At 38.7% G+C, this 21614-nt stretch carries 20 protein-coding genes and 1 riboswitch; of the genes, 8 read left to right on the top strand and 12 right to left on the bottom strand.

Annotated elements, in window-relative coordinates:
* Positions 1–22: 22 nt before the first annotated feature.
* Genes SOS22_RS09350 through SOS22_RS09325 form a run of 6 tightly spaced genes read right to left on the bottom strand, consistent with a single transcriptional unit; the run spans position 23 to position 5412 of the window.
* On the bottom strand, positions 23–703 hold the full coding sequence (locus tag SOS22_RS09350; RefSeq protein WP_320326434.1) for an N-acetylmannosamine-6-phosphate 2-epimerase: 681 nt from the start codon (positions 701–703) through the stop codon (positions 23–25).
* Positions 696–1418, bottom strand: a complete 723-nt coding sequence (locus tag SOS22_RS09345; protein ID WP_320326428.1) for a tetratricopeptide repeat protein — start codon at positions 1416–1418, stop codon at positions 696–698. The genes SOS22_RS09350 and SOS22_RS09345 overlap by 8 nt, the downstream gene beginning before the upstream one ends.
* Positions 1415–3724, bottom strand: coding sequence for a hypothetical protein (locus SOS22_RS09340; protein WP_320597015.1), 2310 nt, complete (start codon positions 3722–3724; stop codon positions 1415–1417). Before SOS22_RS09340 ends, SOS22_RS09345 begins: the two co-directional genes overlap by 4 nt.
* Entirely contained in the window at positions 3721–3867 is a 147-nt protein-coding gene (locus tag SOS22_RS09335) for a hypothetical protein (protein WP_320597014.1), read from the bottom strand. Before SOS22_RS09335 ends, SOS22_RS09340 begins: the two co-directional genes overlap by 4 nt.
* Before the next feature lie 4 nt (positions 3868–3871).
* Positions 3872–4648: an HAD family hydrolase gene (locus SOS22_RS09330; RefSeq protein ID WP_320326430.1), complete on the bottom strand. Its 777-nt coding sequence runs from the start codon at positions 4646–4648 to the stop codon at positions 3872–3874.
* The gene (locus tag SOS22_RS09325; RefSeq protein WP_320326431.1) at positions 4645–5412 is read right to left on the bottom strand and encodes a DeoR/GlpR family DNA-binding transcription regulator; all 768 of its coding nucleotides are present in this window, start codon (positions 5410–5412) and stop codon (positions 4645–4647) included. Before SOS22_RS09325 ends, SOS22_RS09330 begins: the two co-directional genes overlap by 4 nt.
* A gap of 166 nt (positions 5413–5578) precedes the next feature.
* Between SOS22_RS09325 and SOS22_RS09320 the strand changes: the two genes are divergently transcribed.
* The gene (locus SOS22_RS09320) at positions 5579–6946 is read left to right on the top strand and encodes a radical SAM protein (protein ID WP_320326432.1); all 1368 of its coding nucleotides are present in this window, start codon (positions 5579–5581) and stop codon (positions 6944–6946) included.
* A 118-nt stretch (positions 6947–7064) separates the two neighbouring features.
* Complete coding sequence (locus SOS22_RS09315; protein WP_320326433.1) at positions 7065–7409, top strand: hypothetical protein; 345 nt, start codon at positions 7065–7067, stop codon at positions 7407–7409.
* Positions 7410–7461: 52 nt separating this feature from the next.
* Here SOS22_RS09315 and SOS22_RS09310 read toward each other — a convergent pair whose 3' ends face one another.
* The 3 genes from SOS22_RS09310 to ispD are packed head-to-tail and all read right to left on the bottom strand — an operon-like array spanning position 7462 to position 10909.
* Positions 7462–9771: an HAD-IC family P-type ATPase gene (locus tag SOS22_RS09310; RefSeq protein WP_320326561.1), complete on the bottom strand. Its 2310-nt coding sequence runs from the start codon at positions 9769–9771 to the stop codon at positions 7462–7464.
* Positions 9772–9821: 50 nt separating this feature from the next.
* On the bottom strand, positions 9822–10247 hold the full coding sequence (locus SOS22_RS09305) for a hypothetical protein (RefSeq protein WP_320326562.1): 426 nt from the start codon (positions 10245–10247) through the stop codon (positions 9822–9824).
* A 14-nt stretch (positions 10248–10261) separates the two neighbouring features.
* The gene (ispD, locus tag SOS22_RS09300; protein WP_320326563.1) at positions 10262–10909 is read right to left on the bottom strand and encodes a 2-C-methyl-D-erythritol 4-phosphate cytidylyltransferase; all 648 of its coding nucleotides are present in this window, start codon (positions 10907–10909) and stop codon (positions 10262–10264) included.
* 616 nt (positions 10910–11525) lie between these two features.
* On the opposite strand from ispD, the gene SOS22_RS09295 reads away from it, so the two are divergent.
* From SOS22_RS09295 to SOS22_RS09280, 4 genes are all read left to right on the top strand, one after another.
* Entirely contained in the window at positions 11526–12125 is a 600-nt protein-coding gene (locus SOS22_RS09295) for a LexA family protein (protein WP_320326564.1), read from the top strand.
* Between the two features lie 143 nt (positions 12126–12268).
* Complete coding sequence (gene nrdD, locus SOS22_RS09290) at positions 12269–14419, top strand: anaerobic ribonucleoside-triphosphate reductase (protein ID WP_320326565.1); 2151 nt, start codon at positions 12269–12271, stop codon at positions 14417–14419.
* Positions 14420–14680: 261 nt separating this feature from the next.
* On the top strand, positions 14681–15586 hold the full coding sequence (locus SOS22_RS09285; protein ID WP_320326566.1) for a LysR family transcriptional regulator: 906 nt from the start codon (positions 14681–14683) through the stop codon (positions 15584–15586).
* A gap of 96 nt (positions 15587–15682) precedes the next feature.
* Positions 15683–16801: a 5-methyltetrahydropteroyltriglutamate--homocysteine S-methyltransferase gene (locus SOS22_RS09280; RefSeq protein ID WP_320326567.1), complete on the top strand. Its 1119-nt coding sequence runs from the start codon at positions 15683–15685 to the stop codon at positions 16799–16801.
* A 35-nt stretch (positions 16802–16836) separates the two neighbouring features.
* Here SOS22_RS09280 and mmuM read toward each other — a convergent pair whose 3' ends face one another.
* Both mmuM and SOS22_RS09270 read right to left on the bottom strand, forming a co-directional pair.
* Positions 16837–17790: a homocysteine S-methyltransferase gene (gene mmuM, locus SOS22_RS09275; protein ID WP_320326568.1), complete on the bottom strand. Its 954-nt coding sequence runs from the start codon at positions 17788–17790 to the stop codon at positions 16837–16839.
* The gene (locus SOS22_RS09270) at positions 17783–19207 is read right to left on the bottom strand and encodes an alanine/glycine:cation symporter family protein (RefSeq protein ID WP_320326569.1); all 1425 of its coding nucleotides are present in this window, start codon (positions 19205–19207) and stop codon (positions 17783–17785) included. The genes mmuM and SOS22_RS09270 overlap by 8 nt, the downstream gene beginning before the upstream one ends.
* A 125-nt stretch (positions 19208–19332) precedes the next feature.
* Here SOS22_RS09270 and nrdG point away from each other — a divergent pair, with 125 nt between their 5' ends.
* Positions 19333–19854 carry an anaerobic ribonucleoside-triphosphate reductase activating protein gene (gene nrdG / locus SOS22_RS09265; RefSeq protein ID WP_320597013.1) on the top strand — a complete coding sequence of 174 codons (522 nt, stop codon included), beginning with the start codon at positions 19333–19335 and terminating at the stop codon, positions 19852–19854.
* 39 nt (positions 19855–19893) lie between these two features.
* Positions 19894–20012: riboswitch (FMN riboswitch) on the top strand.
* Between the two features lie 77 nt (positions 20013–20089).
* Entirely contained in the window at positions 20090–20680 is a 591-nt protein-coding gene (locus SOS22_RS09260) for a Gx transporter family protein (RefSeq protein WP_320597012.1), read from the top strand.
* A gap of 45 nt (positions 20681–20725) precedes the next feature.
* On the opposite strand, the gene SOS22_RS09255 is transcribed toward SOS22_RS09260, so the two are convergent.
* Positions 20726–21373 carry an HAD family phosphatase gene (locus SOS22_RS09255; protein ID WP_320597011.1) on the bottom strand — a complete coding sequence of 216 codons (648 nt, stop codon included), beginning with the start codon at positions 21371–21373 and terminating at the stop codon, positions 20726–20728.
* Between the last annotated feature and the right edge of the window lie 241 nt (positions 21374–21614).

The following is a 21614-nucleotide window of genomic DNA, read 5'->3' as shown; positions in this document are numbered from 1 at the left end:
AAAAGCCATGCGTATGCATGACTTATTCGCCGTCAACGGCTTTCACAAATCGTTTTGTGATCAATTGTGGACGGGTAATGATAGAACCCACAACCACACTGTAACATCCTAGATCAAGGACTCTTCGTGCTTTTTCTGGGGTATCGATATTGCCTTCAGCAATGACAGGTCGATCACTTTGGGCAATGAAATTACGAATCAATTCAAAATCATTCGTTTCGATATGATCGCCCTTACTTTCTTCCGTATACCCAACCAAGGTCGTTCCGACAAAGTCAAATCCTAATGCATCGGCATGTTTCATTTCATCCAAAGTGGAACAATCCGCCATGATCTTTTGATCTGGATATTTGGCACGGATTTCTTGTACCATTTCATCCAATGTTTTTCCATCCGGACGAGGTCGACAAGTAGCATCCAAAGCGATAACGGCTGGCTTTACTTCCATCAAAGCATCCACTTCCTTCATGGTTGGCGTGATAAACACGGGATTATCTCCATATGGATGTTTAATGATACCAATGATCGGTAAGTCGACAATCTTTTGGATTTCTTTGATATCTTCCACGGTATTGGCACGAATTCCTTTGGCACCACCTTGATAAGCTGCCAAAGCCATGCGTCCCATGATGAAACTAGAATGTAAAGGTTCATCTGGTAGAGCTTGACAAGATACGATCAAATGTCCTTTTGCGTTACTCATGTTCATTTTGTGTTTCCTCCTCAATTTGATCAAGTGTACGTCGTATTTTACGAAGGATCTTATCAACGTTCACAGGACCATCGATTTCTTGTTCGATGGATTCCAATTGTTCGCTGACCCGTTCTAGATCTTCGAGTACATAATACGATGGTAATTGGCCTAAATATTCACCAGCTTTATGATACCCCTGATTGGCAGCTTGAGACAACCAATAATGTGATTTAACCAAATCTTGAGAAACGCCCCAGCCTTTGTGATAACAAATACCCAAATTAAATTGAGATCGAACATGTCCCAATACCGCTGCTTTTTCAAAATATCGAACGGCTAATGTTGCATCCTTTTCAATACCAGTACCATTAAAATACATCAGAGCAATATTGAACATGGCATCCAAATCATTATATTGACACGCTTCTTTAAAAAAGCGGAACGCTCGTCGATAACTTTGATTGACGCCTTTTCCTTCGTAGTAATCCCATGCCATGGCGCTCATCGCCGGGACATAGCCCAATCGGGTCAATTCGGTATAAATCAAATGTGCATGCAATTCGCTTTGATCACATCCCCAACCATGGCGATAACAGTTTCCTAATTCGTAAATGGCATCCAAATTACTGCCTTTCGCATGATATTGACAATAACGAAATAAATTATAATAGTCTTTATCTTTTTTTAATCGTTTCACACGATCGATGGTAAATTCTTCTTTCATTCGAATAATCGCTCCTGTGTAAAGATAGCTTGTGGCCGTGATTCGTACATGCGGTCTGTATCTAAACTATAGAATAGACCCGCATCGATGATATGTTCAAGCATATATCTTCGATCCACACGTATACCATACCACTGATAGAGATAGGTAATGCAACTATTGACTGTCAATCCTGGTTGTTCATGCATCAATTGTAAAAAGAAATCACGCATATGGGGTTGTGCATTTTTCACAAAGACACAGTCATCCAGAACGGCCATCATTTGAATGCTGGCTTCGGATTTGAAGATGGATCGATAAAAAGAGTTCGCCACTTGTTGCGAAACGATCTGTAATTGTTTTAAAGATCGTTGCGTAAAATATTGTCCGTTCTCAACGCCATTTTTAATTTGTTCCATGTATTGTTTTAGGTCTTTTTTGGACATTTGGAGTTGTTTCAACGTAATATAATGACCGGGTGTCCATTCGAATACATCCAATCGTTTTTCCAATCGTTCCAATGCCGATTGAAAAGTCATGATATCCTTATGTCTTGGTTGAATGTCTTGGGCATGTTCTTGGATCCATTGTTCAAAATATCGACCCGGTGTATAAGGTTCTTTCAATACATAACCTGCATATAATTTATATCCCAACCGCCGAATCACATAAGCATCCATCAATTGCGAATTGAGATGCTTTTCTTCAATGGTCTTTTGATAGTCTTCCACAAAATAGAAATCTTTGGTCAATAGCTTTTTCATCGTTTGAAAATCTTGGGAGTGTAAGATGGTCTCATCCACGATATCAATGCGATTTTCTTCGATATAGACATTAAAATTCCGTCGCAAATAGGATTGAAAGGATCCTATATCATAGCCGTATTTATTCGCCATACGCCGGGCAAACACATCCACATCAATGGGTGCACACGCTTGCATTTCCTGTTTGACAATCGCATTTTCATTGCCCTTACCAAATACCAACATCGGCATTCGGCTAAATTCCATTTCGTTCACATCGATTTGATAGCGTTCTTTGCCAGTGCGTAATAACGAATGCAACTCATACTGGTCGCGGATATCATACATTTCCATGACTTCGCGATGATCTTCAAAAATTTTTTTCGTGGATACAACGGTATCTTGATATTGTGTCAATTGAGTATCACGAATAATGGCTTGCACTAATTTGCGACTCACGATACGATAACGTGATCCCTTTTTGGCAGAATGAACCAGATATCCCTGTTTTAGAACGGCATTCAAACGAAAATCATGGAGTGCCCACTCTTCTTGTTTTTCCGGACATACGGCTAGTAAGACTTTTTTATAGCGTTTTTCAATTTCAGCTTTTTGGAAATAGCCATCAAAAGAATGACACACCGCTTGTAAAAAACCATTGCGATCTTCTTTGTCGACCCATTGATCATATACATGTAAATAATGTGCAGATAGATATTGTTTTAATTTCTTGGTATTAACGACCCATTCTTTGGCCACATCACAACGCAGAATATTGCCATTTAATGGGATTTTTTCACCTTCCAGATCGGGTCGATATCGTTCTTGCAGATATCCATAGGTGGGTTCTAAAGCATCGGTCAGGGCATAAAAGGTTTCTTTATCCATATCATAGTGCAGCAATAAATCCCGATAGGCATCTTCTTTGACAACGGGAAAATGATCGATTTCTTGATGAAAGATCTGCCCCACCCGAGAGCGAGAAATCGGTGGTGATAAACGTAAACCAATGGATTCCATGGTTTTGCCATATAGATGTTCCACGACGATCGTTCGCGCTGTAATATCAGGAATGGCATCCAATACTTCACTTAAACTCTTATGCACAAAGATCTTTTTATTCTTATAGCCACGTTCATCATGGATCAATAAATCTTCATCTTCCAAAGCGTCCAAAATAGCTTTTAAAAGCTCTTCATCCGATCGCCATAACATCGTTTCCATGATTTCTTCGATTGGAAAGATAGTGTTTGTACCACGAAAGAAATCACATACATCTTTGCGCAGCGTTTCTTGTTTGCGCAAATCGGTGTCTTCGACCAACATGTGCATCGCAAATCGACAAGCTTCCATAATTTTTGATGCGGTGTATACAGAAAGATCCAACGTCTTCATGATTTGTTCACAATTCATGAATAAAAGATCTTCGAGATGGACCTTGCCAAAAATATAATCACGAATAATGGTGCGAGATAAGCCATAGTTCAATAAAAGATAAACACTATTGCCATCGATGCCATGCACGGCTTTGATTTCTTCTTTATGATCATCAATGATATTCATTAATTTTAATACTTGTTTCATTCAAAAAGCGGTTGCAGACGAATCATCAAAGCATTGTGTGTATCTTGGATATGGATTCCTTGTTCAATCAGTTCTTGAACAATTTGTGGACAATATGCATAATCCATTAATTTCCAGTTTTCGATGCCTATTTGTTTTTCCATGGTTTCATTCGATCCAACCCATTTTTTGACATGCATGATAGATGCCATCGTCCACATTGGCATCGGTCACATAATTGGCGTGCTCTTTTAATTCATCGGTGGCATTGCCCATCGCAATCGATGTCCATTGTGGATCAAACATGACCAGATCATTATGATCATCACCAAATACAACCACATCTTTGGGATTGGCATGCAGTGCATCCATCATATCGAGAATGCCTTGTCGTTTGGCATCGTATTGATACATCAAATATTCGGGTTGAAACCGCAAATTGCCCAATGTATCTTTTCGTTTTAATCGATATTCCTCTTCCTTGGGAATAGAAAAATACATCTTATATATTATAGGTAGAGATTCATAATCTAAATGGGGATCAATGATGTATTCTGTTGGTTCTTTGCGCGGACCACATTGTTCTCTGAATTTATCATCTTTCGCATAGACTTTCACCGAATCATCCAACATCAAAAGCGCCCCATACCCAAGATTGGTTGCTTCTTTTAAGATGGCTTTGGCCTTGGCTAGATCCAATGGTTCATTTTTGATCAATTGATCATCAATGACAAGGCCGCCGCCTCCGCAACAAACCATATTGTGTAAGCCCACTTCCTTCATAAAAGGAACGGCTTTATAGTGAGCACGACCCGTGGCAATGGCGACAAAATGACCGTTATCTTGAAGTTCGTTCAGAGCTTGTTGAGCCGAAGGAACGATCTTACCTGTGGATCGATCCGTTAAGGTGCCATCAATATCAAAAAAGAAATATTTTTTATTCATTCATCAATTACCTCTAAACTTTCTAATGCCTTTAAATATTTATCTTCTGGTTTTGTTTCCATGATCACACCCGTAAAGTCTGATATATGGGCAAAGGCATAATTGCCTTCCATTTCAAATTTCCGTGTTTCCAACATCATATAGGTGGATTTGGTTTGTTTCAATACTGCCTGTTTGGTCAGGGCATCTTCCACACTGTAATTAAAGATCTTGCCCGATTCAATGTCCACGCCTTCGATACCAATGAATGCTTTATCAAATTGATAGGGACTCAATTGAGCAATGGCTAAGGCACCGGCGAAGGAATCGCCTTGTTGGTTCAAATAGCCACCCAGCAATATGAAATGGCGATTGGTCGTTGTCGCATAAAGATTCGCAATATCGAGCATATTGGTCACGATGGTTGCACCTTTATCATTTTCCACCAATAATCGTGCTAATTCTAAATTCGAAGTAGAAAGATCTAAAAAAATCAAATCATTGGGTTCGATCAATGCATAGGCTCTTTGAGCAATGGCTTGTTTGGCTTGTCGATTTTGACTGATTCGTTTCGATGCCACAAGATCCTGGGCGGCAATTTTTTTACGAATGCGAACCGCTCCTCCATATGTCTTTTTTAACAAGCCTTGTTTCTGTAAAATACTCAGATCCTTACGAATACTGTCTTGGGTCACATCGTATTTGATGGCTAATTCTTTGACCAAAACGGAGCCTTTTTCATTGACCTCTTCCACGATGGCTTCTTGTCTTTGTTGGGCTAACATCCTGATTCCCCCTAGAGTTCATTGTCTTTATTATACTATAGAAAATTTTATTGGTCATTTTTTATGAAATGCTTAAATTTCGCCTATCTAAGGCCTTTGGTCCCTTGCATATTTATTTTGGAACCATTAAACTAAAGGCCATGAGACTATAAGGAGGAAAAGTATTATGGATGTCAGTGCAAACATTAAACGCTTAGGACTTGGCAAAGCCATCGACTATGCGATCAAAGATCCCAAAAAAAACTTTCCAAAATTATTGGATTGGGCTGATAAATTTTCTGGTGGAGGATTCGAACGTGAACGTGTAGGAATCCGTAAAATCATTGAAGACCCTTCCAATCCATATTATTCATTTATTTATGATCGTTTATTAACATTAGATCCTGAAATGATCAAAAAAGTAGGTGTCAACTTCTTCATCAATTCTGCTTTGGAAGGATGGAAGAAGCAAGATGAATATCGTGAAAAATATCAATGTAATATTCCTTGGGCTATTTTGCTTGATCCAACCAGTGCTTGTAACCTACATTGCATTGGCTGCTGGGCTGCCGAATATGGAAACAAATTGAATCTTTCCTATGATGAAATCGATGACATCATCCGTCAAGGAAAAGAAATGGGTGTCTACATGTATATCTATACAGGTGGAGAACCATTGGTTCGTAAAAAAGATTTGATCAAATTGTGTGAAAAACATGATGATTGTATCTTCTTGAGTTTCACGAACTCCACTTTGATCGATGAAGCCTTTGCGGATGAAATGCTTCGTGTAAAGAATTTCATTCCAGCTATTTCTTTGGAAGGAAATGAAGAAACAACAGATGCTCGTCGTGGCAAAGGTGTCTACCAATCCGTTATGCGCGCTACGCAATTGTTGCGTGAACGTCGTTTGCCATTTGGATTCAGTTGCTGCTATACCAGCCAAAACTGGGATGCCATCACAAGTGATGAATACTTCCAAAAGATGATCGATCTAGGTGCTTACTTCACATGGTATTTCCATTTCATGCCAACCGGTATGGCTTCATCGCCTGAATTGATGCCAAATCCAGAACAACGTACAGAAGTTATGCGTCGTATTCGTAAAGCGCGTGCAACCAAACCATTGTTCTTATTGGATTTCCAAAATGATGGTGAATATGTTGGTGGATGTATTGCTGGTGGCCGTCGTTACTTACACATCAATGCACGTGGTGATGTCGATCCTTGTGTATTTATCCATTATAGCGATTCCAACATTCGTGAAAAATCTTTGTTGGATTGTTTACGTAGCCCAATGTTCATGGCTTATCATGATGGACAACCTTTCAATGAAAATCAATTGAAACCTTGCCCAATGCTTGAAAACCCAGATGCTCTACCTGAAATGGTCAAAAAATCAGGTGCCCATTCAACGGACCCTGAAGAACCAGAACCAGTGGATCATTTACGTTCAAAAACCGTTGAATACGCAAAGAACTGGGGTCCTGTAGCCGATAAGTTGTGGGAAGAGCGTAAAGCGGAATTACGTGCAAAATACAATTTACATGACTAAGACAAAAACTTGCATCGATTTGGTGCAAGTTTTTATTTTTTTTAACATTCATCTTGTATAAAAAAATTGAACACAATCTACCTTTGCCACGTATCTAAAAAAGAAAGGAGCATTATTTATGGCAAAAATTAAACGTTCAAATTGTATTCAAGGTTTTGTATTTAAAGATGGTCGTTATGATAAGCCTTATGTCTTTTTGCGTACACCAGAAAATATCGTACGTTTCTTATTGGCACATGCGCAGGAGCAAATTAGTCTAGCGGATGTCAATTATCATGATTTATTAAAGGTAGATGATCAAGGACAAATTGATACGCATTTTGACCAAGCCTTCTATGATGAGATTCGTCCATTGTGGGATGCTTATAAAGCCAAAGAACTCGTGCATCCATTAGCATTTACGGAATTTGCTTACGAACGAGTGCAAAATGAGATTGCCGATCAAATCCAGATCCTTTCCTGACAAGGCCAATGGCCTTGTTTTTTTTCATAAAAAAACCTTCAAAGTTGAAGGTTTATGCATTTCGTAAGATGGTCTTATCGACGGCTTTTTTCATGAGCAATAAACAATCCGGTATGATGGCTAGGTTACATGCCACATAGATACCTTGCCAGAATGTCAAGCCCACAAGATAAAGTAAGCTATGGAATACGGTTAGACCAATGACCAATCCCGCAAACATACAAATCAACAACAATTTACGGAGTTGTGTCATTGGAGTACATACAGTATATAAGACGCACAAGGAGTTCCATGAAGCGATGATCGTACAAATCGTGGAGAATTGGGCATCACTCATTTGGAGTGGTTGTCTAAACAAATTCGCAAACACAACGGATAAGATGACCATGATGGCTCCTGGCATCGCTCGTCCAAATACGTGTTGTAAAAAGTGGCCTGTCACTCGTTCTTCATTGGGTTCCAAAGCAAGGACAAAACCGGGAATGCCTGTTCCTAATAAGGAAACCAAAGATAATTGAATGGGCTTAAATGGATAGGCACTAAACCAGAATATCGTGATCAGCGATAGGCCGAATGAAAACATGGTTTTCACTAAAAACAAAGAAGCTGAACGTTGAATGTTATTAATGACAATACGGCCTTCTCGCAAGATCGATGGCATGGCTCGAAATTGATCTTTCAACAAGACCAAGCTAGCAACGCCTTTGGTTGCTTCGGATCCAGATCCCATCGCAATGGAGCAATCGGCTTCTTTTAAGGCCATGACATCATTGACACCATCCCCCGTCATCGCTACGGTATGGCCTTGTTTTTGTAAAGATAAGACCATTTGTTTCTTTTGTTCCGGTGTGACCCGACCAAAAATCGAATAGGTCTGTACTGCTTGATCGATGTCTTTGACCGTGGTCATGTCGACGGCTCTGCCTTTGACACCGGCTTTTTGTGCGATGGCTGCCACGGTACGAGGATCATCTCCAGAAATGATCTTCACGTGCACATTTTGTTTATAGAAATATTGTAAGGTCCGACGAATATTGGGTCGTAATACATCTTGGATCCCAATCAGACCAATCACTTCATTATTCCCGCGAATTTGGTCGCCCATGATTCGTCCTTTTGCTAAAACCAAAACGCGCATGCCTTGTTGTGCATACGATTCGATGCGTTCATTGATCCAATTTTCTTGTTGATTCACGATAAAGGAATAGGCGCCTGTCATATAGGTACGGTTGCCTTCAAACACAACAGCACTGGCTTTTCGACTACTGGAAAAAGGAATCGTACGTATGCAGCGGGCATCGCCTTTGCCTGTATAGGCACGTATAGCTTGTGCCGTGGCATTATCATCATCCAAACAAGAATACATATTGGCTAAGATATAGCGCATTTCTTCATCGGACGTTTTTCCTAGACCATCGGTCAATACAACTTTCATCTTTCCTTGGGTGATGGTTCCGGTCTTATCCAGACAAAGGGTATCGACACGTGCTAAAGTTTCAATACAATATAGTTCTTGTACCAATACTTGTTTACGCGCTAATTTTACCGCTCCCATGGCCAAGGCTGTACTAGTCAATAAGACCAATCCTTCGGGAATCATACCAATGACCCCGGCAACAGTCGATAAAATAGCGCTTCGCCATTGGCTGGTATTTTCCATCAGTTGTTTGATCAACATGATCGATCCGGTTGGGATCAAAACGATCGTTGAAAAGCGGATGATGGAATTGATACTATCGCGCAATTCGGATGGATATTGTTTCTCGCGTTTGGCACTTTCCAAAATGGAATGCGAATACGTATCGGCTCCCACTTTCACAACTTGGGCTTTGGCTTGTCCAGAAACGACAAAGGAACCCGACATCAAGGGATCTCCATATTGTTTGATGATCGAATCGCTTTCACCGGTTAAAATGGATTCATTACATTCAACTTGGCCATCGACCACGATGGCATCCACACTGATCTGATCGCCGGTCTTGACCATCAAGATATCATTTCGCACGATTTTTTCCACGGGAATGCTTTTGATTTTCCCATTGCGTAAGACATTGGCTTTTTGTTGGTTCAATAATGCCAGGTTATCTAATATTTTTTTGGATCGAATTTCTTGAATGATCCCAATAACGGTATTTAAAAAAACCAGGCCCACAAACATCATATTGCGATAAGCGCCTGTAATAAAAACCATCAATCCCAAAACTAAGTTGATCGCATTAAATAATGTATAGAAATTATCATGAATAATTTGTTTATAGGAGCGTGAATTTTTGTCTTCATACACATTGGGTTGTGAACGCAATACGTCTTCATCACTCAATCCGGTTTTTATATTTGTATGCCGTGCTATCTTCAAATTCATATATCAATCTTAACGCAATTTCACATAAAAAAAAAGTGGCGTCCGATCCACTACAGTGATTTGATTTTCATATCAATGGCATGGAAACAGGCGCTTAGATCTTGATGGGATTCCAAAGCTTTTTGAAGCGAAAACATCAATAGGCGTGTATCAAAGGCATAGGTTGTTTCATCATATTGAATGGCTGGCCATTGATTTAAATAATCCAATAATGTATCGATATCATGAATTTGTAGCTTTGTTTGACCATCGCTGACGATCACATCTTCTTGGGTCACGCCTTTTAAGCCATTAAAAATTGAGGTATATAAAGTATCTTGTGTTGGCACATAAAGCGTCTTTGATTGGGGATGCACACTGTTTGTCATCAATTCCTCTGTCGTACATAATTGAATGATTTCTTTACAGCGAGAATCGTCTAAAAAAGCATCGATGGAAACCGGATTGGATTGGTAAATCAACAGTGAATAATTCATGAAAAAACTCCTTTCTATATCGATATATCTTGTGGCAATGTGATTTTTTTGTTGCCTAGATCTCCCAATACCACTTTGATAGGCACATCCGTATACCATTCAACCAATTGTGCATCATCCGTGGCTTGTCGTCCTTCTAATAAAGATTTTTCATAACACATCTTGATCAATGTCGTCTTAAAACATTGTGGTGTTTGCGCATTATATACATGTTGACGCAAAGGCGTTGTTTCAACATATCCATCCTTTACGATCTTGATCGTATCCACACTTGGGATCATCAACAAGCAAGCATCTTCCGTTTCCAATGCGACTTTTAAAGCATCAATTTGTTCTTTGGTCACAAAAGGACGAGCCGCATCATGGATCATCACATAGTCTTGATTCACAAAATGAAGGCCGATCCCCGCACTTTCTTGTCGAGTCAGACCACCTTCGTGCAATTCCACGCGATCGATCTTACTGTATCGTTCTTTCATATAAGCTTCGTCTTCTTTGGCATACATCAAGACCACTTGTTTACATTCGCTATCTTGTAGAAAAATGCCTAGGCTTGAATCTAAGACGGTCTTATTTTTTTTCAAACGATGAAATACTTTATTGTAGGGCAGCTTCATTCGGGTTCCTTTACCCGCTGCCAATAAACATACACTATAGTCCATATTAAACATTATAACAAAATTCCTACGTTATGGATTCACTAAATATTTAATTTTATGAAAAGAGCAAACAAAAAGCGATGCTTGCCTTCATCGCTTCTTGCGTTTGTTTCATATATGTTTTTAGGAGAGAGAGAAATATATGAAGTTTTTTGTACTATTGAGCTTTTCCTTTGCTCAACTGTAATGTACTAAATAATTATCGTAAGATTTTCACTCAATCGTGTGAAAATATGTTTTTCTTATTGTTTGAGCATTCCTAAAGTATTCTGAAAAAAGGGATGGATAATCACAAATTTCTGGTCCCATTTTCTATCGTGGGTCGCACATCGAAACAGGCTATTGTTAAAAAAATTTGAGCAAACAAAAAGCGATGCTTGCCTTCATCGCTCATTGTTTTTTCATATACGTTATTAGGGAGAGAGAAATATATGAAGTTTTTTTACTATTATGAGCTTTTCTTTGCTCAACTGTAATGTACTAAATAATTAACGCGTAAATTTCACTTAATCATGTGAAAATTTGTGAGGTTTCGAAACATTGTGTCAAATTGTGTGAAAATGCAACTTTTATGCGACTTTCCTGTGCATTCTATCTCTTTTGCATATATAATGACAATATGAATGTACAAGAAATACTACAAGAATACAAACGTCAAAACCATATTACCAATGATGAAATTGCACAGGTCTTAGGGGTCACAAAGTCAACGGTATCGCGTTGGTGCAACGGCCAAACCAAACGAATCAATGCGGATACCTTAGAAAAACTATCTCAATTGATGCATCTCGATATCGATCAAATGAAGCGAATGTCTACTTTTTCCTTTGAAAAACCTTTGTTAGGGACTGTAAAAGCTGGGTATGGTTTATTAGCCGAAGAAAATTTAGAAGGCTATATTCCCGTTTCTGAATCGGATTATCGGAAAGGCGATTATTTTCTTCGTGTAACAGGAAATTCGATGATCGACGCTAAGATCCATGATGGCGACTTATTGTATGTGCAGGCCTGCAACGATGTACCAAGTGGCACCATTGCCATCGTATTGATTGGACAAGATGAAGTGTCGGTCAAACGTGTCATCAAGACCGATTCGGTCTTATTATTGGAAGCGGCCAATCCAGATGTAGAGACCAAAGTATTTACCAAACAAGAAGTGGATGAGTTGCCGGTACAAATTATTGGTAAAGTTATTTATGCTCAAACTGAAATAAATTGATTTTTTTCTCGATGAAATCGTATGAATCATTATTGGAATGAAAAATCAAGCCTTGAATTCCTATTTTTTCTAGGTATACTAAAGATGCTTGACAAGAAAATAGTTGAAAGTTCAACTATTTTGAAATAAAGGAGATTTAAAATATGAATGTTATTAAACGAAGTGGTGAAGAAGTATTATTCAATGTCCAGAAAATTTTCAATGCGATTTCCAAAGCAAACCAGGCGACTTTACATACGCCAATGACGGATGAAAACATCCAAGACATTGCCCAGAGTGTAACCGCAAAATGTAAGGCTTTAAAGCGTAGTGCCAATGTCGAAGAAATCCAAGATATGGTCGAAGCGGAATTGATGCAAAAACAATTCTTTTCGGTTGCTCACAACTACATTACCTATCGTTATGAGCGTGCTTTGGTTCGTAAAGCCAATTCAACCGATAAACAAATCATGAGTTTGTTGGAGCGTCAAAATGAAGAAGTGAAACAAGAAAATTCCAATAAGAATCCATTGGTCAACAGTGTACAGCGTGACTATATGGCTGGTGAAGTTTCCAAAGACATCACTAAGCGTTTCTTGTTGCCTCCAGAGATTTCCGAAGCCCATGAAAAAGGCATCATCCACTTTCATGATGCTGACTATTTTGCACAACACATGCATAATTGTTGTTTAGTCAATCTAGAAGACATGCTTCAAAATGGTACGGTCATTAGTGAAACAGGTATTGATAAACCTCATAGCTTTGCGACAGCTTGTAATATCGCGACCCAGATCATTGCGCAAGTGGCCAGTTCTCAATATGGTGGTCAATCCATCACTTTGTCTCACTTAGCCCCATTTGTGGATGTATCTCGTCAAAAAGCCCGTAAAGAGGTGCGTCAAGAATTTGAAGCCGCTGGTATTGAAATTTCGGATCAGAAGGTCAATGAAGTTGCAGAAATGCGTGTTCGTCGTGAAATTGAAAAAGGGGTACAAACTATCCAATACCAGGTCATCACTTTAATGACCACCAATGGTCAAGCGCCTTTTGTCACTGTATTCATGTATTTAAACGAAGTACCGGAAGGACAAACGCGTGATGATCTTGCTTTGATCATTGAAGAAATGTTGAAGCAACGTATTCAAGGGGTAAAAAATGAAAAGGGTGTATTCATTACTCCCGCTTTCCCTAAATTGATTTATTGCTTAGAGGACAACAACATTGAAGAAGATAGTCCATATTTCTATTTGACCAAATTAGCGGCGGAATGTACTGCCAAACGAATGGTTCCTGACTATATTTCGGAAAAGATCATGAAGGAATTAAAAGGCGGCGATGTTTATCCTTGCATGGGTTGTCGTTCTTTCTTGACACCAGATCCGGTTCATCATAAATATTATGGTCGTTTTAACCAAGGTGTCGTTACCATCAACTTGGTTGATGTCGCTTGTTCTTCAAAGAAAGATATGGATGCTTTCTGGAAGATCTTAGATGAACGTTTGGATCTTTGTTATGAGGCTTTGATGTATCGTCACAATCGTTTGAAAGGTACACCAAGTGATGTAGCCCCTATTTTATGGCAAAACGGTGCTTTGGCACGTTTAAAGAAGGGAGAAACCATCGATAAATTGTTGTATGACAATTATTCAACGATTTCTTTAGGCTATGCTGGTATTGCTGAAATGGTCTATTACATGTTAGGGGTTTCGCATACTTCGCCAGAAGGTGAAAAATTTGGTTTAAAAGTCATGCAGTATTTGAATGATTGGTGCAATAAAAAACGCGAAGAAACCAATATTTCTTTCAGTTTGTATGGAACGCCAATGGAATCTACAACATACAAGTTTGCGAAATGTCTACAAGATCGTTTCGGCATCATTCCTCATGTAACGGATAAAAACTACATCACAAACTCGTATCATGTCCATGTCACAGAACAAATCAATGCATTTGATAAATTGACTTTGGAATCTAAATTCCAAAAGTTGTCTCCAGGTGGAGCCATCAGCTATGTAGAAGTGCCAAATATGGAAAACAATATCGATGCAGTCTTAGCTGTCATGAAGCATATCTACAACAACATCATGTATGCCGAATTGAATACAAAGAGCGATTATTGCCAGGTATGTGGTTATACTGGTGAGATCCAGATCGTGGAAGATGAGAATCATAAATTGATCTGGAAGTGTCCAAATTGTGGCAATACGGATCAAGAAAAAATGAATGTGGCTCGTCGTACTTGTGGCTATATTGGCACACAGTTCTGGAATCAAGGACGTACGCAAGAAATCAAAGAGCGTGTATTGCATTTGTAGAATCTTAAAGCTATATGATTGATATCGTATAGCTTTTCTTTTATGGAATAATATTGTCATTTCATTTTGATATTTTTTTCATCACCGTTTGGCATTCTGCCAAATGGTGACTATCTAAATAAGCAATTTCTGGTCAAATATCTTATGAATGAAGGTGAAAAAAGTTTATTTTCGAAAAATTTCTGGTTAATAGAAATGAGCTAGAAACGATTGGACATTATATGAACAATTTTTATCTTTTAATACATGCAAGGAGGTCCAATGACACTTCAACAATTAAAATATCTAGTAACGGTTGCGGAATGTGGCAGTATTACTGCAGCCGCTGAAAAATTATATATTTCCCAACCGAGCTTAAGTACAGCCATTCATAGTCTAGAAAAAGAGATGGGTGTGACCGCTTTTATTCGTTCCAAAAAAGGAATTACGATCACGCATGAAGGGGAACAGCTCTTATCGTATGCGCGAATGTTGTTGGAACAAGCGGACAATATGAAAGAGCATTTTGGTAAGGGAAAAAAGCGAACGCCTAAATTTTCGGTTTCTTGTCAACATTATTCCTTTGCGGTCAATGCCTATGTGGATTTGATTCGTCATTTCGATTCGGATCAATATAGTTTCATTTTACGAGAGACGCAAACTGGAGAAATCATCGATGATGTAGCCAGTGGTCGTAGTGAAATAGGAATCCTTTATTTATCTCCGGATAATGAAGATATCTTATCCAAAATGATCAAAAACAAAGATCTGACTTTTATCGAGCTTTTTGTTGCCGATCCTCATGTCTTTTTAAGTGCCGATCATCCACTCGCTTCTAAAGAAATCATCGAGATTGATGACCTATTCCCTTACCCTTATCTTGTCTATGAACAAGGCGAACAAAATTCCTTTTATTTTTCAGAGGAATTGATTCCAATGTTGGACTTTCCCAAGAATATCCAAGTGCGAGATCGAGCTACCTTATTTAATTTATTGATTGGCCTTCATGGATTTACTGTATGTAGTGGAGTCATTGATCAGAAATTGAATGGAGACAACATCATTGCTCGTCCTTTGCGTTTTGCTTCTAAAATGCGGATTGGATGCATCATTCGTAAACATACGATCTTGAGTCCTTATGCATTATTCTATCAAGAAGCTTTAAAGCGGCATTTATCCATAGTTTAAGTCTATGATATATGTTGTTTTTTCGTATTTATCATTAGAAAGATAGCTTGTTATAATACACCCATAAAACATATGAATTTTAGGAGGTATATATTTATGAGTTCCATTCATGCACCGTATCGATATGATTTTGTGGGTAGCTTTCTTCGTCCTCAACGGGTAAAAGACATCAAAGCAGCTTATCAACAAGGGCGTTGTACAAAAGAAAAATTAGATCAAGTCATCAATGAAGAAATCACTAAGTTAGTAACCAAACAAAAAGAACTGGGATATCACATTATCACAGATGGTGAATTTCGGAGAACCTATTGGCATTTGGATTTTATGTGGGGATTTGAAGGCGTCAAACATCAATTGACCGATGGTGGCGTTCCATTTGCTGGCGAATTAGCTGTGTTGGATGATACCTACCTGGTCGGCAAGATCCGGCCAAAACATCATCCATTTGTAGATTATTTCAAATTCCTACAACAATTTGAAGATGAAGATACTGTAGCTAAATATACGATTCCAGCTCCTGCTCAGTTCTTCCAACAAATGATCGTACCAATGAACATCGATCAAACCCGGAAGTTTTATCCAACCAATGAAACTTTGATCCACGATATCGGCTTAGCTTATCAAGATGTGATCCAACAATTCTATCAAGCTGGTTGTCGCAATTTACAATTGGATGATTGTACATGGGGCGCCATTGTAGGTGATGCCGCAAAACAACGCTATCAATCTCTTGGATTGGATCTGGAACAAGTCAAAGAAGAATTGTTGCAAGTGAATAATTTAGCGCTAGAAAATACACCGAAAGATATGACCATTACATCTCATATTTGTCGTGGAAATTATCATTCAACGTATTTTACGAGCGGTCCTTACGATGGTGTGGCAGACTATGTATTTGCGAAAGAAAATGTCAGTGCTTTGTATCTGGAATATGATGATGAAAGATCGGGCGGTTTTGAACCCTTAGCGAAAGTATCCCCAGATAAAAAAGTTGTTTTAGGTTTGATCACTACCAAAACACCGAAATTGGAAGAGAAGGCCAAGATCATTGCACGTATTCATGAAGCAGCCAAGTACATTCCTTTGGATCGTCTCTATTTAAGTCCTCAATGTGGTTTTGCTTCTTGTGAGATTGGGAATAAGATTACAGAAGATGAGCAATGGGCAAAACTCAAATTGGTCAAAGAAATTGCCCAAGAAGTTTGGAAATCATGAAAAAAATGCATCTTGCTTTCAACAAGGTGCATTCTTTATTTATTGGATAAGAATTTATTTCTTGCCTGAACCACTTGTTTGATATGATCCACTCCTGTTTGACAACAACCGCCAACAGCACTAGCACCTGCTTTCATCCAAATTTCTGCCCAATTTTCATAGGGAATAGGTTGAGTTGGGCCATGCCATGTTTTTGTCAGTGGATCATAGGTTTCGCCACTATTTGGATATACACCAATTGGTAAATCGGTATATTTCTTCCATTCTTGAATTAAGGATTCGACATATTTTGGATCTGTACAATTGATACCGACCATCGCTAAATGAGGCAAACCAGACAATGCTTTGGCACATTCTTCGATAGTTTGGCCTTCATGAGTATATTTGCCGTCTTTACAAGTGAAACTAATCCAATATGTGGCACCCAGTTCTTCTGCTAATTCAGCTTCAATCAAGGCTTCGGATAAAGAAGGCTGGGTCTCCATAATTAAAAGATCCGCTCCTGCTTGCCATAAAAGTTCCATACGCCGCTTATGAAAAGCAATCAGCGTATTTGTATCTATGCCATAATTCCCTCGATATTCCGATCCATCGGCTAAATAAGCACCATAAGGGCCAACAGCTCCTAAGCATAATGGATAAACCCGTCCACTTGCCTTCCCTTCCTCTTGCCACCATTGTTGTCGTGCTTCATGAAACAATGCCACGGACTTTGTAATCAAAGCTTCGGCTTCGGATTCACTATATCCTTTAGCCATTAAGCCAGGTATAGAAGCTTGATAGCTATCGGTAATACCACAATCGGCTCCTGCTTTAAAGTAATCCATATGCACTTGTTTGACCCATTCTGGCTTATTAACCAAAGCACTGGCTGTCCAAAGGCTTTGATTCAAATCATATCCTTTTAGCTCCAAGCCTGTAGCCATGGATCCATCAATGATCATGATCTTTTCTTGATTCAATACATCTTGTAAAGATTGTCTATTCATATTCACTTTCTTCCTTTCCAAATACAACGGGTTCTGGATTTAATCCTGCTTCTTTTTCAGGAATAAAACGGAACCAGAAATCATGGAATAGATCCATGATCACTTTTTGTTTTGAATAAATAAATATCAAAGTAATAATAATGTATATCGCCGATAAAATATCCGTCATGGCCCATAGAGAATCCGCTTTGATATTGTAAAATAAGACACAAGGCAACATATAATAAATCATATAGATCTTAGTTGCCAGTTTATTCTGTTCGGTATCGCCAAATGCATAATTTACAGATTTTTCGCAACTATAATACATACCAATGATCGTTGTCCATGCAAATACGGCAATCGCGATTGCCATAAACCAACCACCCGCTTGACCATAGGCCACTTTAAATGCCACAGTGGTCAACCGAGCACTTGATATATTGGGATAATCAATATATACATTCGTCAGTATCAACGATAAGGCTGTTACCGAACAAACCACGATCGTGTCTAAGAAAACTTCGCCCCATCCCCAGCTAGACTGTCGTACTGGATGATCCGTTTTTGCACTGGCATGGGCAATCATGCCATAGCCGGTTCCGGCATCATTGGAGTAAAGACCTCGTGCAACTCCATAGCGAATTGCATCACGCACTGTAGCTCCAGCAAAGCCACCAATTCCAGCCATGGGTGTAAATGCCGATTTAAAAATCAACAAGAAAGCTTGTGGAACAATGGTAATATGCATGATCAAGATTCCTAACCCACCTAAAATATATACCAATGCCATAAATGGAACCACCTTTTCCATGACCGAGGATATTCGTTTCAGCCCACCAAAGATGGTCAAAAAGCAAGTCAAACCTAAAACGGAAACCGACAAAATCGGTGCTATTTGAAAACCTTCTTTGAGTGAACTCGTGACTGCTTCCGTTTGTACGCAACATGTCCAAGGTCCTAGGATAAAACAAGCAAATGCTAAAATAACAGCTCCGGTTTTCCAGCCCAAAGCATTGCGCATCACAAATGAACGATCACACATATATTCATCCATGGATTTATTGTATTTCACACGATATCGTTGGCCTAAAATAATTTCACAGGCTTTGGTCGACATGCCGAATAGCCCTGAGATCCACATCCAAAAGATAGCGCCTGGTCCACCAGAAACCAAAGCCGAAGCTACACCGCCAATATTACCAACACCAATCGTGTTGGCCATGGCCGTACAAGCCGCTGCAAATCCGGATACGCTCCCGGTTCCTTGGCCTGGTTGAAACATTTTGCCAAAGGTATTTTGAAAATGAAACTTGATTTTACGAAAGTTATAGCGGAAGCCAAAGCGAATGGATAAATAAATACCGGTTCCAATGAGAACGATGGTCATGGGTGTGCCCCATAGAATATTGGATATTTGTGTTAGTATTCGAAACATGAAAATATTTTCTCACATATCTTTTTTGCTTACAATGTTTTTTCAATTATCTTGTGCATAATATATCAAAGTAGATGTATTTTATCTTTGCATGTATCATATAATCAGAAAAGAAGGAATGACGTATGAATTATGGAAATATAAAAAAATATGATATTGCGAATGGCGAAGGTGTTCGTATTAGTTTATTTGTATCGGGTTGTACGAATCATTGTAAAAATTGTTTCCAACCCGAAACATGGGATTTTGCCTATGGAGAGCCCTACACCAAAGAAACTGAAGCGGAAATTCTTGATTTTTTGAAAAACGATTTCTGTAAAGGCTTGTCCCTTTTAGGTGGTGATCCCTTTGAATTTTCAAATCAAGAAGAATTGGTCCAACTTTGTAAGAAAGCCAAGGAACTTTATCCGAAGAAAGATATTTGGGCTTGGACCGGCTTTATTTTAGATCAAGATCTATTGGATGGAGGTCGTCGTCATGGTCCTATGACTGATGAATTGTTGTCTTATATTGATGTGCTGGTCGATGGTCCTTTCGTAGAAGAAAAAAAGAACATTCAGTTAGCTTTTCGTGGATCGGAAAATCAACGTGTCATTGATTTGAAGAAGAGCTTAGCACAAAATGAGATTGTCTTATATCTTGACTAAACGAGAAAATTGATATAAGGTGTATTTGTAACAAATCAATAACGTCTTTGGGGCAGGGTGAAATTCCCTACCGATGGTAAAGTCCATGACCCTCATATGAGGCTGAACTGGTGAAATTCCAGTACCGACGGTTAGAGTCCGGATGGGAAAAGACAGAAACAGATGTTTTTTCATGGTGTGCCCCTTGTGGTACACCATTTTTTTGTTTCAAAGATGCAAGAAAGGGAGTAAAGAAATGGAAGTTAATAACCGAACAAAGAAAGTCACACGATGTGGCATGTTGATTGGAATTGCGATCATCTTGCAGTATATTGAAATTTCAATTCCAATCATGCCTAGTTTCATTAAATTGGATTTTTCTGATTTACCAGAATTAATTGGTGCTTTTGCCTATGGTCCATTCACTGGTGTATTGATTGCTTTGATCAAAAACATCATTCATATGGCAGTGAGTCAGTCTGGTTTTGTGGGTGAATTATCCAATTTCCTTTTAGGTGCTACGTTTGCAGCTGTAGCTGGCTATGTATTTCAAAAAAATCCAACCAAATCTGGTATCTTAAAAGCAAGTGCATTGGGTGCTGTTGCCATGGCACTGATCAGTTGGCCCATCAATTATTGGATCATTTATCCATTATATTATAATGTATTAGGCTTTCCTGAAGTTGCCATCTTACAAATGTATCAATTATTGATCCCATCCATCAAAAGTATTGGCCAAGCTCTATTGATCTTCAATGTGCCATTCACTTTAATCAAAGGGATCCTTAATGGTGTGATCATGATTTTGATCTATAACCGTATTCAATTTATTTTTCATGAAAAATAGTATTCTCCAATGATTCAACTTCATTGTAAGCATGATGGAACTGCATCATTCCATCATGCTTTTTATTTTGACCATAGCTTGACCTAATGTATCAAATACACCATATAAGGACGTTTTCCATTCTGGATCTGGTTGTACAAGATCTGGAATCATGATGGTTGGAAAGCCCCCACAAATTCCGGCTTTCACACCATTGATTGCATCTTCAAAGACTAGGCAATGTTCTGGTTCTACCTGCAATCGATGGGCTGCTTCTAAGAAAACATCTGGTGCTGGTTTTCCATGTTCGACTTCCTGTGTACTGACAATGACTGAAAAATAAGTAGCAATATCCACCAATTGTAAGTTTCGTTCAATCAATGAACAAGGAGAACCCGAAGCGACTGCCATAGGAATTGAAATCGATTCAAAATACGAAAGAATATTTTTGACTCCTGGTTTTAGATTCAAATCATTCATTTCTCGTTCAATCACTGCATTCATTACATCTTTCATAAATGCGATCCCATCAATAGAAAACCGTGAAGACATAATACTCGCAATATGATCAGGACTTGCCCCTGCAAAGGTATCTGTTAAAGATCTTGTCAATGAAATATCATATGCTTTTCCCGTATCTTCAAGTGCAGACTGATAAATACGTTGTGTATCAATCAATAATCCATCTAAATCAAATATGGCACCGTGTATCATTTTTTCATTTCCTTTCATCACTAAAAAAACTTGCTTTTATGTAACTCACATAAAAGCAAGAATCCAAATTATCTACGTTTCATCCATTCTTCTTTGCTATCATTTGGCAGAATTACATATTTTATACCTTCTTGTCTGCCAATACTTTCCAATGCATCAATTGTTTTTTCTAGTGGATAATAACCGCTAATATATTTTCCACCATCAATTTGTCCACTCGCCAATAACTTCAATGCCCATT

Source organism: Absicoccus sp. (genome assembly GCF_034090965.1).
Classification (GTDB): Bacteria; Bacillota_I; Bacilli_A; order Erysipelotrichales; family Erysipelotrichaceae; genus Absicoccus; species Absicoccus intestinalis.
This window is presented reverse-complemented; position numbering and strand designations above follow the sequence as displayed.